The sequence below is a fragment of the Sneathiella sp. genome, from assembly GCF_041689005.1.
Classification (GTDB): Bacteria; Pseudomonadota; Alphaproteobacteria; order Sneathiellales; family Sneathiellaceae; genus Sneathiella.
This window is the reverse complement of the sequence record NZ_JBDNHC010000078.1, coordinates 66,138-82,225: the sequence shown is the minus strand read 5'-3', so window position 1 is coordinate 82,225 and position 16,088 is coordinate 66,138. Positions and strand designations below refer to the sequence as shown.

The window sequence follows — 16,088 nt, the reverse complement described above, 5'->3', positions numbered from 1 at the left end:
GACGACCAGGAACATGGCCGGATGGGCCTCCGACAGGCCCGGCCGGAGCACGATCATCGCCCCGGCAAAACCGATGCCGACCGCCGTCCAGCGGCGAAAGCTGATTTTCTCTTTCAGCAGGATGACCGAGAACAGGATGACGAAAAGCGGCGCGGTGGCGGCGATGGCACCAGCATCGGCGAGTGGGATATATTTAAGCGCCGTGAACATACAGACCGTGGCACCCAGCAGGAACATAGACCGGATAATCTGTACCTTCAGGTTATTGGTACGGATCAGCCGTATTCCGTGCGACGGGCCGAAAACGATGACCAGCAGGACAACATGAAAGAAACAGCGTGCCCAGACGACCTGTATTGGCGAATATGTCTGCGACGCCAGTTTGACAAAGGTATCCATCACCGCGAACAGGAACACCGCCGTACAGAACAGGATAATACCGCGATAGGCGGCGGCGGGGGTGCTGGCGTTGGTGTTTACTGACATCGGGCGTCCTGAACTGGTTCTTGTTATTATTAGACCGAAACAACCCTTGTTTCCCGAAAACGATCCCCTCAATCGGGAGGGATGTCAAGTTTTCCGACAAATAAGCCCTTTAACGCAAATTTCAGGCTTCCTATTTGCCCGCCAATTGAGTAGCTTTGCGCCATGACTGATGCATTAATTTATGAACAAGATGAGGGCATTGTAACCCTCACGATCAATCGGCCGGAGGAGCGCAATGCCCTCTCCGATGATATCATTTTCGACGCGTTTCTGGGTGCGGCGAACCGGATCAACAAAGACAACACGGTACGCTGTGTCATCCTCACCGGCGCGGGGAAAGCCTTCTCCGCCGGGGGCAATGTCAAGAACATGCGCGACAAGGAGGGGCTGTTTGCGGGCAGCCCGACGGAAATTCGCGAGTCCTACCGGCAAGGTATCCAGAAAATCCCGCTCGCCTTCTATAACCTCGACGTCCCGACCATCGCCGCCGTCAATGGCGCCGCTGTCGGCGCGGGCTTTGACCTTGCCTGCATGTGCGATATGCGTATCGCCGCCAGTTCCGCCCGCTTCGCCGAGAGTTTCGTTCGCCTCGGGATTATTCCGGGCGATGGCGGGGCCTGGTTCCTGCCACGAACGATCAGCCGCAGCCGCGCCGCGGAAATGACCTTCACCGGCGAGATGATTGATGCCGAAACCGCGCTCGAATGGGGGCTTGTTTCCCGCGTCGTACCGAATGAGGAACTTATGGACGCCGCCCGCGATCTGGCAAAACGCATCGCCGTCAACCCGCCGCATTCGCTGCGCATGGCCAAGAAACTCATGCGCGAGGGCGAACATATGCGGCTCGACAGCCTGCTCGAAATGTCCGCGGCCTTTCAGGCGCTGTCCCATCACACCAAGGATCATGCCGAGGCGATCGAGGCCTTCTTTGAAAAGCGTGACGGTAATTTCAAGGGTGAGTGATCCTTGCCTGATATTAGAGGGGTCCCGGGGGGCGTGCTGGCTCGCGGCACAGTCCTACCGGATCGGCCTCGAAGCCCCCGCTTGCTACGAGCAGGGCCCGGCCGGCAAGGTATATAAACTAACATCTGAACTATGTGTCATAACCGGCCGTAATATAATTAAAAATATTGAACGGGAATGGACGCGGGAAATCCCCGCCGGCATTATTCTTCATGAGCCCGGCACCTCCGACCGGAGATCGTTGAAAGATATCTTGCGCCGCTGTTCCTGACGGCGAGAGGAAGCCCCTGCGATGACAACGGATGGTGACAACCTTGCGGAGTTATTGAGCAGTATCCGCGCCTGCCGGATCTGCGAGGCCGATCTCCCGCTCGGGCCGCGCCCGGTTCTGGTGGCAGACCCACGGGCACCGGTGCTGATCGCCGGGCAGGCGCCCGGCACGAAAGTCCATGAAAGCGGCATCCCCTGGGACGACGCCTCCGGCGACCGCCTCCGTGACTGGCTCGGCGTTGATAAGGACACTTTTTACGATCCCCAAAATTTTGCTATCATCCCGCAAGGGTTCTGCTATCCCGGACGGCTACCGAAGGGCGGAGACGCGCCGCCGCGCCCCGAATGCACGGAGACTTGGCACCCGCGATTAGTGCCAATGCTGCCCAATATCCAGATGATCCTGGCAGTCGGGCAATATGCGCATAAGTATTACCTTGGCACGCGGCGGCAAAAGACATTGACCGAAACGGTTGCCCATTATCACGATTATGGCCCGGATATCCTGCCCCTGCCGCATCCAAGCTGGCGGGTGACAGGTTGGCTGAAACGAAATGACTGGTTTGAGACGGAGATCCTGCCGCATTTGCGCGCCCGCATCAGGGCTTTGCTGAAAGAGACATCAACATGACATCTCGTTTACGCCTGCTTACCTTGACAGGGGCGCTATTACTGTCCGCGCTGCTGATCTCCTGCTCCCCGGTCGCGCAGCAGGCGGGGCCGGACAGTCCCGGGGCCAGCCTGACCGATACCTACCTGCAATCCTTCGACGGCACCCGGCTGCCGGTTCGGGTCTGGCCCGCAGAAGAGACGCCCACGGCCGTCATTATCGCCGTGCATGGGTTCAACGACTACAGCAATTCCTATTCCTTCCCGGCAAGCTGGTGGGCGCAGCAGGGTCTGACCACCATCGCCTATGACCAGAGAGGCTTCGGCGAGGCCCCAAATTTTGGCATCTGGCCGGGGCAGGAGCTGCTGATCCGGGATCTGATGACCATGGTCATCCAGGTGCGGGCGCGCTACCCCGGCATGCCGGTTTATCTTGTCGGTGAGAGTATGGGCGGGGCCGTGTTAATGACGGCGGTCACCGCTGAGGATTTCCCTGCCGTCGACGGGATTATTCTTTCGGCCCCGGCGGTCTGGGGCTGGCAGTCCATGAATATCTTCTACGATGCCATTCTCTGGACAGCGGCGCATACGGTGCCGACGATGAAGCTGACCGGCGAGGGGTTGGGCATTCAGGCCTCGGATAATATCTCGATGCTGCAAAATCTCGGTGCTGATCCGCTGTTTATCAAGGAAACCCGTATCGATTCCATCTATGGCCTCGTCAATCTCATGGATAACGCCTATGACGCGGCGGACGCACTGACCCCGCCGATCCTGCTACTCTACGGCGCCAATGACCAGCTCGTCCCGAAGGAGCCCGTCGAGGATATGGCCGAACGGCTGCCAGAGGGGGCCGATATTGTGCTCTACCCGAACGGCTGGCATATGCTGATGCGTGATCTCGAGGCACCGATCGTCTGGCAGGATATCGCCAGCTGGATCAAGACGCGGGAGATCCCGTCTGGCGACAAGGTGTCGGCGTTGCCGCTGTTTAAGGATGCGCCTTAGGCTCTTCCTGAGACTAGTCGTGTAAGCAGCGGCACCAGTTCATCAAAATTGTCGATGATGTGATCGGGGCCGAGGTCGCGGACGGGGATCTCGGTATAGCCGTAGCTGACGGCGATACAGGGGAGGCCCGCATTATGGGCGGCGGTGATGTCATTGTCGGAATCACCGATCATGAAGGCTTTGCCGCTGGTATGGCCCATTCTCTCAAGGGTACCGAGAATATGCCCGGCGTCGGGCTTGCGGGTCGGAAAACTGTCGCCGCCGGTCACCGCCGTGAAAAACGGCGCCATGTCGAGATCTTTCAGGAGTTGCACGGCAAACCCATGCGGCTTGTTAGTGCAGACGGCGAGATTAGCCCCGGCGGCGCGGAAAGCCTCAAGCGCCGATCGCACGCCCTCATAGGGCTTGCTGTTATCGCTTAAATGATCCCCGTAATAGGTGAAGAAATCAGCGACCAGTGCCTCGAACACCTCCGGTTCCGGCATCCCGCCGGTCGCCATCATGCCCTGTTCAAGAAGTGCCCGCGCGCCCCGGCCGACCATATGGCGGACGTCGTCGAGGCTGACCGGCTCCCGGCCGCCCCGGTTGAGGGAATGGCTGAGCGCGCCATGAAGGTCTGGCGCCGTATCCACAAGGGTTCCGTCGAGGTCAAAGAGAATAGCGATGTCGCGCATTTTTTGAAAAATCCCGTAACAATTATTTATTTGGGTTTGTAGCAGGGTTAGGTGCTATTACTGTCAAAGTCCAGTATTTGTTAAGATAAAGGCCGGGTCTTGAAATGTCATCAATTGCCGCTGTAATTCTAGCTGCCGGCGCGGGAACGCGCATGAAATCGGTGCTGCCCAAGGTCCTGCATGAGATCGGCGGCCGGCCGATGATTTCGCATTTGCTGGCGGCGGTGGAGAGTCTTGATCCCTCCAAGGTAGTGGTCGTCACCGCACCGGGCATGGCATCTGTCAGGAAAGCCGTTGAACCCGCTGATATTGCTGTGCAAAAAAAGGCGCTGGGTACCGGACATGCGGTTGCGGCTGCGCTTGATAGCCTTGAAGGTTTCGAGGGCGACGTTCTCATCCTTTATGGGGATACGCCGCTGATCGAGACGGCAACACTCCGCCAAATGATCGAGAAACGCCGGGCAGCCGAGAAATGTGCCGTTGTCGTGCTTGGCTTCGAGCCGGATGATCCGGCGGAATACGGCCGTCTGGTGACGGATGACGCCGGGAACCTGACCGCCATTGTTGAATATGCCGATGCGGACGCGGCGGAGCGGGGCATCGGCCTCTGCAATTCCGGCGTCATGGCGATCGACGGGCGGCAGCTCTCAGCGCTGATCACCGCCGTCGGTAATGATAACGCCAAGGGCGAATATTATCTCACCGATATTGTCGAGATTGCGAACCGGCGAGGCCTTACCTGTGCCTACGTCAAGGGCGCGGAGCAGGAACTGCTGGGCGTCAACACTCGCGCGCAACTGGCCGAGGCCGAGAAAATTGCGCAAGGCCGGTGGCGGGCGAAGGCAATGGCGGAGGGGGCGACCCTCATCGATCCGGACAGTGTCTGGTTCAGCCATGATACGAAACTCGGACGCGACGTTGTGATCGAACCCGGCGTCTTCTTTGGCCCCGGGGTCACTGTGGGCGATAATGTGCGGATCAAGGCACACTGCCATCTGGAAGGCACGACCATCGGCGCAGGCGCGCAAATCGGCCCCTTTGCCCGTCTCCGGCCCGGTGCGGACATCGCCGAAGAGGTCAAGATCGGCAATTTCGTCGAGATCAAGAAATCGGAAATTGAAAAGGGCGCCAAGGTCAGTCATCTGTCCTATATCGGTGATAGCCGCATCGGGGAGGGCGCCAATATCGGCGCCGGCACCATCACTTGTAACTATGACGGCTTCGACAAGTTTCGCACGGACATCGGCGCCGGGGCCTTTATTGGCTCCAACACGGCGCTTGTCGCCCCGGTTCGCATCGGTGCCGGTGCGATTGTTGGCGCGGGCAGCACGATCACCGAGGATGTCGATGCCAATGCCCTGGCGCTGGAGCGCAGCACGACGCGGCAGAAGACGGGCTGGGCGAAGCGTTTTCGGAAGCTTAAGGAAAAAATCACAAATTAGCGCCATCATGCTGTTTTTAATAAGGTAAGGCTTTATATGTGTGGGATTATCGGTGTCCTTGGTAAAGAAGACGTGGTGCCCTCGCTGATTGATGGGCTGAAGCGTCTTGAATATCGGGGATATGACAGCGCGGGTATTGCGACGCTGACGGGGTCCGGGATTGACCGGCGCCGGGCGGAAGGCAAGCTTGTTAATCTTGAGGCGACGCTGGCCACAAACCCGATTTCCGGGCTCGCCGGTATCGGCCATACCCGCTGGGCCACCCACGGGGTGCCGAACGAGATCAACGCCCATCCGCATATGACCGACAAGATCGCCCTCGTCCATAACGGTATTATCGAGAATTACCGTGAACTGGCGGATGCGCTTTCAGAAAAAGGCTACCGGTTTGAATCCGAGACCGATACGGAAATCGCCGCCCAGCTGATCACCAGCTACCTTGATACGGGTCTTACGCCGGAACAGGCAATGGCCGAAACCCTCCATCATCTGCATGGGGCCTTTTCGATCGCGGTGATCTTCAAAAGCGACGATAATCTGATGATTGGGGCCCGGCGCGGGGCACCGCTCGCCGTCGGCTGGGGCAATGGCGAGATGTTTCTGGGCTCCGACGCACTAGCGCTGGCGCCGCTGACGACCAAAATCTCCTACCTGGAAGAAGATGACTGGGCGGTCCTGACCCGCGACGGCGCCACTTTCTTCGACAAGGACCATAATAAGGTCACGCGCGAGATCAAGGAAACCCGGCTGTCCGGCGCCATGATCGGCAAGGGTAACCATCGACATTTCATGATGAAGGAAATCGCCGAGCAACCAGCGGTGATGGGCGAGACGCTCAACAGCTTCTTCAACCCGAAAAGTCGCACCATCACCCTGCCGGATCTGCCGTTTGACTGGAACACGTTACCCAAGGTGACCATTGTCGCCTGCGGAACTTCTTTCTACGCGGCGATGATCGCTAAATACTGGTTCGAGGGGATCGCCAATCTTGCCGTTGAGGTCGATATCGCCTCGGAGTTCCGCTATCGCCATATGCCGCTGCCGAAAGGCGGGCTTGCCCTCTTCATCAGCCAATCGGGGGAGACGGCGGACACGCTGGCCGCCCTTAAATATGCCAAGGAGAATGGCCAGCATATTGCCTCCATCGTCAATGTCGAGGAAAGCTCGATGGGCCGGGAATCGGATTTCGTCTTCCATACCCAGGCCGGACCGGAAATCGGCGTCGCCTCGACCAAGGCATTCACCTGCCAGCTGGTGACGCTTGCCTGTATCGCCATTGACGCCGGTGTTAAGCGCGGCGTCATTGACCGGGCGGAAGAGGCGCGGCTCTGTGCGGCACTGGCCGAGGTTCCGGCGCGGGCCGCGGAAATCCTGGAAAGTGATGATAATATCCGCGATCTCGCCGGGGAAATATTCGAGGCCCGCGATGTGCTCTATATCGGCCGCGGCACCGGCTATCCCATAGCCCTTGAGGGGGCGCTGAAACTGAAGGAAATCTCCTATATCCATGCGGAAGGGTATGCGGCCGGGGAACTTAAGCATGGCCCGATTGCCCTCATCGACGAGACCGTGCCCGTCATTGTGGTTGCCCCGAGCGATCCTTATTTCGAGAAGACGGCCTCCAACATGCAGGAAGTGATGGCGAGGAACGCCCGGGTGATCTTCCTTTCCGATGCCGCCGGGATCAGGAAGCTTGGGAAACGGGCGCTTGGCTCGATCGAGCTACCGGCGGTGGACCCGTTTGTTGCCCCCATTCTCTATGCGATCCCGGTGCAAATTCTCGCCTATCATGTCGCGGTCCTGAAGGGCACCGACGTTGATCAGCCCCGCAACCTCGCCAAGTCAGTCACGGTGGAGTAGAGAGAAGGTGGAATAGTGGCCCGGCGACAGACCCTATTCTCTGCTCTCGCATCCTCTGTTTTTGCGGCAGTTTTTCTTATTTCTGCGAGCATGTTATCCAATTTTGCTGGCGCCGCTGAGGCGTCCGTCTGCAATGCGAAAGATCGCGATTACGCCGCCTTCTGGAATAACGCCTATGATCCGGAGGAAGCCTATGCCTTTGGCCGGAAAATACAGGCACTCCTAACTGCGAAGGACCTTGATGCCCTGTTCGGGCTGGTGGACGGCGAACTGATCCTTGGCCCGCGAAAGAGATTTGTCGCGACCCAATCGTTTGACGAGGTTTTCGATGCTGACTGGGTCAAGGCCGTGCTGGCGGATACGCCCTCCTGCCAGCCCGTCGGCTGGCGCGGCTTCATGCTGGCAAACGGGCGGATCTGGTTTCATCGCGAACAGGGCGAATGGCATATCTTTTCGATGAACGGTGTCGCGGTGGAGGCGCAGGACGAGAGTCTGCCCATTGGCTGGCGGGTTGAGAACGAGTTACTGCCGTTTGAATGTTTCTACTATGACAGCTTTGCCACGGATCGCGCCCGCGAGCTTATGGACCAGTATGACATTAGCGATCTTGATGATTTTCTCGCCAATCCGGGAAAATATATTGGCGGCAAGATCCCGCTTTCCAGCAATATCACCCCCAGCTGGTGCAAAGATAATACCTGTAAAAACAATGGCTTTGACGACAAAATTGAACTTGTACATCCGCTAAGTGAATGCCGGAAAACCGCCGATGCCCTGACCATCCTCGACCGGTTAGTCTGGCGGCAGATGGGGGCGGTGTCCTACCAGTATGAAGTGATCGGGAAACTGAATGCGATGCAATGTCAGACCCTCGCGCCCGACCTTGTTGCCAGATGCGAGGAAAGTTATCTCATCGCCATCGGCGACTACAGCGGCGGCACGATCGGCTGGTTGATGCAATATACCTTCTACGGCCTGTTCCGGCGGGACGATGGCGCGCGGTATATCGTTCCGCTCAAAAGTTTCGATAACCGAAACGAGGCGCTGAATCACCTCGAAGATCTGGGGTAGCGACCGCTCGAGTTATTCCGCCGCCTGACGCACCGGGTTGAGGCTGTTGCGCTCGATCTCGGTGATATAATCGCGGGTGATCGGCGCCCCGTCAATTTTTCGGGCGACCTGCACCTGAAACACAACGATGCTGCCGCAGCGGAACGACGCCTCGGTAGAGGCAAGATAGAACTCCCACATCCGGCAGAATCGCTCGTCATAGATGGCCCGGGCCTTGTCGCGGTTTTCGTTAAACCGGGTGCGCCAGGCCTTCAACGTCTCGGCGTAATGGAGGCGTAACACCTCGACATCTGTTATATAGAGGCCAACTTTCTCGACCACCTTGCTGATTTGTGACAGCGAGGGAATGTAGCTTCCGGGGAAGATATATTTCTCGATCCATGGATTAGTCGGCGAGGGGGAGTTGGCGGCGCCGATAGTATGGATCAGCGCTACGCCGTCGTCGGTGAGAGTGGTTTTCACCTTCTCGAAAAACTGCTGGTAATGGGGCACTCCGACATGCTCAAACATTCCGACGGAGACAATCCGGTCGAATTTTTCATCGACGTCGCGGTAATCGGTCAGGCTGTAATCAACCTTGCCCTGATAATTCTGCCGCTCGGCCATCTTCTGCGCATAAGCCAGCTGGTTTTTCGACAGCGTCACGCCGGAGACATGGGTTTCGGAATTTTCGGCGAGATAGCGCGCAAGCCCGCCCCAGCCGCAGCCGATATCGAGGACCTTCTGCCCCGGTCTTAGTCCCATTTTCGCAGCGATATGCGCCATTTTCTGGATTTGCGCCTGATCGATGGTATCCTCCGGCGACTTGAAATAGCCACAGGAATATTGCCGGTTCTTGTCAAGGAACAACTCATACAGCTCGTCCGACAGGTCATAATGATGGGCAACATTATGAAGCGAGCGTCCGCGCGGATTATATTTCGTCGCCATCCAGTAGAGCTTTTGGATGAAATCGCCGAAGGCCGCATAGGGATGCTGGGAGCGCCAGTCCATATTGCGGACAAGCAATTCGAGGAGGTCATAGATGGTGCCGCCCTCGACGGTCAATTCCTCGTTCATGAAGGCTTCGCCGAGATACAGCTTGGGATAAAAGGCAAGTTTCCGTTCGACCGCCTTGGTGTGCAATCGCATAGTAATAGACTTGCCCGGCGTGCCGCTGAAAACATGTTCCCGGCCCTTGACATCGATCACCGTCAGGGTGCCTTGCTGTATAAGTCGCTTGAGGAGTTGAGATAAAAGTATCATTTTAATGTCGCCTTTCCCCGGTCGGATCATGCAATCCCGTGACTTCTGCACCCCGTCACGTCACCCCGTACGTCTCTACTGACCCTTTCCTGCCTCAATGCTGTGACCGGCTTTTCTGCACCCAGGCATCATAACCAGCGACGAAATTGCCACCTACAGGCTGGCTTTCTTTTCATTGGATTGATAAGGGAAGCGCAACCAGAGTAAATTTGGAACGATATCATCCTGAAATCAAGGATAAAAATCGAAATATTCATTTGTTGTCATGGAATATTTCGATAAGTGGTTCGAGAATTTCGGAAGGAGCGGGCCCTGTCAGCTCAACGTCGAAAGGGCGCCGAGAATGAAGGAGATTTCCCCGTTTTCGTTTGTCACGGGGCAATCGACCGATTCAAAATTCAGGTAATGCTTGCCAAAAACCTCGGCGGCCCCGGAACAGTGCCAGGCGGTTCTGCTGGCGACGACCTTTTCAAGATAAGTAACAAACAAGCGGTTTTCGAGAAGCGGATCCTTGGGCGTGATCTTATGCCCCCGCAGAGAGGCGCCGACGATATCGACAACTTTTTCGCCGTTGAGCCGGTAGAGAAAATTTTCCGGCCCCAGCACCTGCACGACATAGAGGTTTGGCGCAATTCCCCAATGCTTGGCGATGTCGAAATCGGACCGAAGGGGCAGGGAGGGTTGAAAGGAACTCCACCATTTATACAGTGCCTTGACCGGCTCCGTCTCGAAATTTTCGGAGGTCTCCACCGGCTCGCGCGCGATTTTCCGGAAATTGTCGGATCGTTTCTGGATTTCAACTTTTTTAGTTGTCACTTGGGGTCCCTGTTTCAGGCAAATCTGTGCCGCTGTGAGTCTGGACGATGGCACGCTTATGCGCCGAGAGGCTCTGGGCTTCGATAAACACCCGTGTTACATCGGAATATTTTGCCTTGATCCGCTTCTCGAAGGTACTGATTGCCGCTTCCACTTCGACTGAAGTCAGGCTATCGGCAAAATCAAGGCTGACGTTTACCAGAATATCATTCGGGCCCAGATGCATGGTCAGAAGTTCGTTAAGGCTGATAATATTCTTATTTTCACTGACAATTTCCCGGATGCCTTCGGTCACTTCGGCACTCGCGCCTTCGCCGATCAGCAGGCCCTTGCATTCGATCGCGAGAATGACGGCGACACTGGCGAGAATGACCCCAATGACAACCGAGGCCGCGCCGTCGAGTTCGGGAATTTCAAGAAGCCCGGCGAGAAAGATTCCGACGAAAGCAACGATCAGGCCCATCATGGCCGCTGTATCCTCGAACAGGACGGTGAAAATCGTCGGGTCCTTGCTCCGCCGGATGGAGCGCCAGAAACCGGCTTTGCCAATGCCGCGCTTGAATTCCCGAAACGCAACGGTCCAGGCCCAGCCCTCAAAGGCAAGACTGACCGCGAGCACCGCATAGTTCCAGAACGGATCCTTTATCGGCTCCGGATGCTGGATATGCTTGATTCCTTCGTAAAAGGAAATACCCGACCCCAGGGAGAAGATAAGGATGGCGACGACAAAGGCCCAGAAATACAGCTCCATGCCATAGCCGAATGGATGCTTCTTGTCCGGGCTTTTGCTGGCACGGGAGAGGCCATGCAGCATTAACACCTGGTTTCCTGTATCGACAAGGGAATGGACACCCTCGCTCAGCATCGCCGAACTGCCGGTAAAGACGGCGGCAATAAATTTTGAGATGGCGATCACGGTATTACCGATAAGCGCCGCATAGATAACCTTTTTTGACCCGCTCGCCACAAAATCTCCAGACTGCACCTGACCGGCATGAAGCTGTTCATAACTGGTGCCGGGTTAAGAGTAGGTAACCTTGCCCCGATGTTCAACTGGCGAATGCCCGCGCGATCAAAAATAAAGTTTGAGGATCAAAGATTGACACATATCTTATCTTACATACACTTCGCGCTCGTCTGTGTTGAACAGAGACTCAGGGTGGCCGAAGCGTGCCAAAACTCCCAATAAAGGATACCGCTATGCTGGACAAGAATACCAACCCGTTAAATCTGAAGGACCCCGATCTTTTTCGAATGCAGGCACTTGTTGCCGGTAAATGGTGCGATGCGGACAGCGGTGCGACCTTTGACGTAATCAACCCGGCGACCGGCGATGTTGTCGGTACGGCGCCGGACATGGGGGCGACCGAGACCCGCCGCGCGATCGAGGCGGCGAAGGCGGCGATGCCGGCCTGGGCCGCAAAGACGGCAAAGGAACGAGCCGTTATCTTGCGCAAATGGTTCGACCTGATGATAGAGAATACCGATGACCTCGCGAAAATCATGACCGTCGAGATGGGCAAGCCTCTCGCCGAGGCGAAAGGCGAGGTCGCCTATGGCGCCTCCTTCATTGAATGGTTCGCCGAGGAAGGCAAGCGCATCTATGGGGATACCATCCCCGAACATCAAAGCGACAAGCGTATCATCGTCATCAAGCAGCCGATCGGGGTTACCGTGGCGATCACGCCATGGAATTTCCCGATCGCCATGATTACGCGAAAGGCCGGTCCGGCGCTCGCCGCCGGTTGCCCGATGGTGATCAAACCGGCTGAACTCACGCCCTTTTCTGCGCTCGCCATTGCGGTGCTGGCGGAGCGGGCTGGTATTCCCGCTGGTATTCTCGGGATTGTGACCGGTGATTCCAAGAAGATCGGCGGCGAGATGACCTCCAATCCAATGGTCCAGAAACTAACCTTCACCGGTTCTACCGCCGTCGGAAAGCTGCTGATGGAGCAATGCGCCAAGACCGTGAAAAAGACCTCCATGGAACTCGGCGGCAATGCTCCCTTTATCGTTTTTGATGATGCCCATATTGACGCGGCCGTGGAGGCGGCGATGGCGTCAAAATACCGCAACGCCGGCCAGACCTGCGTCTGTGCCAACCGCATTTACGTGCAGTCCGGCATCCATGACGCCTTCGTTGCGAAGCTGGTGGAGAAGGTCAAGGCCCTGAAGGTCGGCAACGGTCTCGATGACGGTGTGACACAGGGTCCGCTGATTACCGATCGTGCGGTTGACAAGGTTGAGGATCATATTGCCGATGCCCTGGCCAAGGGCGCAAAACTAGCCCTCGGCGGGCATCGCCATTCCCTCGGCCAGTCATTTTTCGAGCCCACTATCCTGACGGATGTGACGCAGGACATGAAGGTCGCCCGCGAGGAAACCTTCGGGCCCATGGCGCCGATTTTCAAGTTTGGGGATGAGGCCGAGGTCATTGCCATGGCTAATGATACGGAATTCGGGCTGGCGGCCTATCTCTGTGCCCGAGATATCGGCCGTATCTGGCGGGTGAGCGAGGCTCTGGAATATGGCATCATCGGCATCAACACCGGCATTATCTCGACCGAGGTCGCGCCGTTTGGTGGCGTCAAGCAATCCGGCCTTGGCCGCGAAGGCTCGAAATACGGGATCGAGGACTATCTGGAAATGAAATATATGTGTATTGGTGGCATTGACGTCTGATCGTTCCTAGATAGAGGGATCAGTGAATTGCGGGGGCGCAAACCGGATAAAAGTAGGAAATAGGAACGTGAAATTCGATTATGATTTGTTTGTCATCGGCGGTGGCTCCGGCGGTGTAAGGGCCTCCCGTATCTCCTCAAGCCTCGGGGCGAAAGTGGCGATGGCCGAGGAATTCCGTGTCGGCGGCACCTGTGTGATTCGCGGCTGCGTGCCCAAGAAGCTGCTCGTCTACGCGAGCCATTTTTCCGAGGATTTCGAGGATGCCGCCGCCTATGGCTGGACGGTGCCCAAGGCCACGCATTCATGGAAAACCCTGATTGCCAACAAGGACAAGGAAATTGACCGGCTAAACAACATCTATCATTCGATCCTTGATAACAACAACGTCGAGCTGTTCCGGGGACGGGCGACGGTGGTGGATCGCAACACGGTCAAGGTCGGCGATAAGGAATATACGGCAAAATATATTCTCATCGCCACCGGCGGCACGCCGGTGATGCCGGAGCTGCCGGGGATCGAGCATGCCATTTCCTCGAACGAGGCGTTTCATCTCGACGAGATGCCGAAGCGGGTGATCGTTGTCGGCGGCGGCTATATCGCCGTCGAGTTCGCTGGGATTTTCAATGGTCTCGGGGCCGAGGTAACACAGCTGTACCGCGGCACCCAGATCCTGCGCGGGTTTGATTCTGACGTTCAGCATTTTCTCGCCGCCGAAATCCAGAAAAAAGGGATCGACCTGCATACTCACGCCAATGCAGCCTCGATCGAGAAAACAAACTCCTGCCTCAAAGTGACGCTTGATGACGGTGATGTGCTGGAGACAGATGCGATCCTGTTCGCCACCGGTCGCAGGCCCAATACCAAGGGGCTCGGGCTTGAGGCCATCGGCGTTGAGTTAAAAGAAAACGGTGCCGTCAAGGTGACCCCGCAATCCCAGTCCACGGTTGATAATATTTATGCGGTGGGCGATGTGACGGACCGGATTGCGCTCACTCCCGTCGCCATTCATGAAGGTATGGCCTTTGCCGAAACGGTTTTTGGCGACCGTCCCGGTGCTGCCGATCACGAAAATGTCCCCTCGGCCGTCTTTTCACAGCCACAGGTTGGCACCGTTGGCCTGTCGGAGGCCGATGCGCGGGAGAAATATGGGAAGGTAGATATCTATAAATCCGACTTCCGGCCGATGAAGCAGACCCTGACGGGAGGCACGGAGCGTGCCTTCGTCAAGCTCATTGTCGATGCCAAGTCCGATATCGTTGTCGGCGTGCATATCGTCGGCGCCGACGCGGCAGAGATTATCCAGTCGGTCGGAATTGCGCTCAAATGCAAGGCGACCAAGGCGCAGTTTGATGCCACAATCGGGGTCCATCCGAGCCTGGCCGAAGAAATTGTCACCCTGCGGGAAAAGTTTGTCGCGGCCTGAAATCCGCCTGAAAATTTCGGCAAATGACGCAATTCGGCTGTTTTTTTCGTCATTCGCCCGTAAATTAGCCGGTTATGGATTGCGAAAATGATAAAAGGCTGTAGATAATAGTCGCCTCAAGCGGACGTTATCACTTTAAGGAACAAAGACATGTCGAAAAACTGGACCCCTGAGAGCTGGAGAGACAAACCGGTTCGTCAGCTACCGACATACCAGGATCTGGACGCGCTTGCCGCGGTTGAGAAAGACCTTAAGACGTTTCCGCCACTGGTATTTGCAGGTGAGGCGAGAAGCCTTAAGAAAAAACTTGCCGAGGTCGCGGCTGGTCGTGCCTTCCTGCTGCAGGGCGGGGATTGCGCCGAAAGCTTCGCCGAATTTCATCCCAACAATATCCGTGATACCTTCAAGGTGTTGCTGCAGATGGCGGTGGTGCTGACCTTTGGCGCCAATTGTCCGATCATCAAGGTCGGCAGGCTCGCCGGTCAGTTCGCCAAGCCGCGCTCTTCCGACACCGAAACCATTGACGGCGTCGAGCTGCCAAGCTACCGCGGCGATATCATCAATGGCTTCGAGTTCACGCCGGAGGCCCGCGTTCCGGACCCCTCCCGGCTGTTGAAAGCCTATTCGCAGGCCGCCTCGACGCTTAACTTGCTGCGCGCTTTCGCGCAAGGCGGTTATGCCGACCTGCATCAAGTCCATAGCTGGAACATGGGGTTTGTCGCCAGCGGCCCGCAAGGTGAGCGCTACCAGGAAATGGCTGACCGTATTTATGATGCTCTCGCCTTCATGGAGGCCTGCGGCGTTACGTCGGCGAATACGCCGGAGATGGGGCGGACGGATTTCTATACCTCCCATGAGGCGTTGCTGCTGCCGTATGAGCAATGCCTGACCCGTGTCGACAGCACCTCGGGCGATTATTACGATACCTCGGCGCATATGCTGTGGATCGGGGATCGCACCCGTGACCCGGACGAGGCGCATGTGGAATTCCTGCGCGGCGTCGCCAATCCGATTGCCGTAAAAGCGGGCCCGTCGCAGGATCCCGACACGCTGCTGCGGCTGCTGGATACGCTCAACCCGAAGGACGAGGCGGGACGGATGACAATTATCTGCCGCTTTGGCGCCGATAACGTCGAAAAACACCTGCCGGCCCTGATCCGTAAAGTCGAGAAAGAGGGCCGCAAGGTCGTCTGGTCATGCGATCCGATGCATGGCAACACCATCAAATCCTCGACCGGTTATAAAACCCGGCCCGTTGACCGCATCACTCGCGAAGTCCATCAGTTCTTCGATGTTCATCAGGCGGAGGGAACTTATGCCGGCGGTGTGCATTTCGAGATGACCGGGCAGAATGTCACTGAATGCATCGGTGGTGCCTTCGAGGTCACCGAGGAAGGCCTGAGCGACCGGTATCATACTGCCTGCGATCCGCGCCTCAATGCCAATCAGGCACTGGAACTTGCATTCCTGATTTCCGAAATGATCAAGAAGGAAAGGGGGAACGGGTCCGCGATTGCCGCTGTGTCCTGACCCGTCGAA

14 protein-coding genes are annotated in these 16,088 nt (G+C 57.0%); 9 read left to right on the top strand and 5 right to left on the bottom strand.

Annotation, left to right across the window (positions count from 1 at the left end; translation table 11 throughout):
• Positions 1-486 (bottom strand): DMT family transporter (locus ACESNI_RS10055; RefSeq protein WP_373086481.1); only part of this gene is annotated, 486 nt, incomplete at its 3' end.
• A 162-nt stretch (positions 487-648) separates the two neighbouring features.
• Here ACESNI_RS10055 and ACESNI_RS10050 point away from each other — a divergent pair.
• From ACESNI_RS10050 to ACESNI_RS10040, 3 genes are all read left to right on the top strand, one after another.
• Positions 649-1,449: a crotonase/enoyl-CoA hydratase family protein gene (locus ACESNI_RS10050; RefSeq protein ID WP_373086479.1), complete on the top strand. Its 801-nt coding sequence runs from the start codon at positions 649-651 to the stop codon at positions 1,447-1,449.
• A 292-nt stretch (positions 1,450-1,741) separates the two neighbouring features.
• A complete protein-coding gene (locus tag ACESNI_RS10045) occupies positions 1,742-2,350 on the top strand; it encodes a uracil-DNA glycosylase family protein (protein ID WP_373086478.1) in 609 nt (202 codons plus the stop codon).
• Positions 2,347-3,336, top strand: a complete 990-nt coding sequence (locus tag ACESNI_RS10040; RefSeq protein ID WP_373086477.1) for a lysophospholipase — start codon at positions 2,347-2,349, stop codon at positions 3,334-3,336. The genes ACESNI_RS10045 and ACESNI_RS10040 overlap by 4 nt, the downstream gene beginning before the upstream one ends.
• On the opposite strand, the gene gph is transcribed toward ACESNI_RS10040, so the two are convergent.
• Positions 3,333-4,010 carry a phosphoglycolate phosphatase gene (gph, locus tag ACESNI_RS10035; protein ID WP_373086475.1) on the bottom strand — a complete coding sequence of 226 codons (678 nt, stop codon included), beginning with the start codon at positions 4,008-4,010 and terminating at the stop codon, positions 3,333-3,335. The two genes, ACESNI_RS10040 and gph, sit on opposite strands and share 4 nt — an antisense overlap.
• Positions 4,011-4,114: 104 nt before the next feature.
• Here gph and glmU point away from each other — a divergent pair, with 104 nt between their 5' ends.
• The 3 genes from glmU (at position 4,115) to ACESNI_RS10020 (ending at position 8,383) form a co-directional block, all read left to right on the top strand.
• Entirely contained in the window at positions 4,115-5,452 is a 1,338-nt protein-coding gene (gene glmU, locus ACESNI_RS10030; protein ID WP_373086474.1) for a bifunctional UDP-N-acetylglucosamine diphosphorylase/glucosamine-1-phosphate N-acetyltransferase GlmU, read from the top strand.
• Positions 5,453-5,488: 36 nt separating this feature from the next.
• Entirely contained in the window at positions 5,489-7,312 is a 1,824-nt protein-coding gene (glmS, locus tag ACESNI_RS10025; protein ID WP_373086473.1) for a glutamine--fructose-6-phosphate transaminase (isomerizing), read from the top strand.
• Positions 7,313-7,402: 90 nt separating this feature from the next.
• The gene (locus tag ACESNI_RS10020) at positions 7,403-8,383 is read left to right on the top strand and encodes a hypothetical protein (RefSeq protein ID WP_373086472.1); all 981 of its coding nucleotides are present in this window, start codon (positions 7,403-7,405) and stop codon (positions 8,381-8,383) included.
• Between the two features lie 12 nt (positions 8,384-8,395).
• Here the strand turns inward: ACESNI_RS10020 and ACESNI_RS10015 are convergent, their stop codons facing one another.
• From ACESNI_RS10015 to ACESNI_RS10005, 3 genes are all read right to left on the bottom strand, one after another.
• A complete protein-coding gene (locus ACESNI_RS10015; RefSeq protein WP_373086470.1) occupies positions 8,396-9,628 on the bottom strand; it encodes a class I SAM-dependent methyltransferase in 1,233 nt (410 codons plus the stop codon).
• A 315-nt stretch (positions 9,629-9,943) separates the two neighbouring features.
• Positions 9,944-10,444: a PAS domain-containing protein gene (locus ACESNI_RS10010; RefSeq protein WP_373086468.1), complete on the bottom strand. Its 501-nt coding sequence runs from the start codon at positions 10,442-10,444 to the stop codon at positions 9,944-9,946.
• Positions 10,434-11,411 carry a cation diffusion facilitator family transporter gene (locus tag ACESNI_RS10005; protein WP_373086466.1) on the bottom strand — a complete coding sequence of 326 codons (978 nt, stop codon included), beginning with the start codon at positions 11,409-11,411 and terminating at the stop codon, positions 10,434-10,436. The genes ACESNI_RS10010 and ACESNI_RS10005 overlap by 11 nt, the downstream gene beginning before the upstream one ends.
• 233 nt (positions 11,412-11,644) lie before the next feature.
• Here ACESNI_RS10005 and gabD point away from each other — a divergent pair, with 233 nt between their 5' ends.
• The 3 genes from gabD to ACESNI_RS09990 all read left to right on the top strand — a co-directional run bounded on the left by gabD (position 11,645) and on the right by ACESNI_RS09990 (position 16,079).
• On the top strand, positions 11,645-13,126 hold the full coding sequence (gabD, locus tag ACESNI_RS10000; RefSeq protein WP_373086464.1) for an NADP-dependent succinate-semialdehyde dehydrogenase: 1,482 nt from the start codon (positions 11,645-11,647) through the stop codon (positions 13,124-13,126).
• Positions 13,127-13,193: 67 nt separating this feature from the next.
• On the top strand, positions 13,194-14,549 hold the full coding sequence (gor, locus tag ACESNI_RS09995; RefSeq protein WP_373086462.1) for a glutathione-disulfide reductase: 1,356 nt from the start codon (positions 13,194-13,196) through the stop codon (positions 14,547-14,549).
• Between the two features lie 150 nt (positions 14,550-14,699).
• Positions 14,700-16,079, top strand: coding sequence for a class II 3-deoxy-7-phosphoheptulonate synthase (locus ACESNI_RS09990; protein ID WP_373086460.1), 1,380 nt, complete (start codon positions 14,700-14,702; stop codon positions 16,077-16,079).
• Positions 16,080-16,088 lie beyond the last annotated feature (9 nt).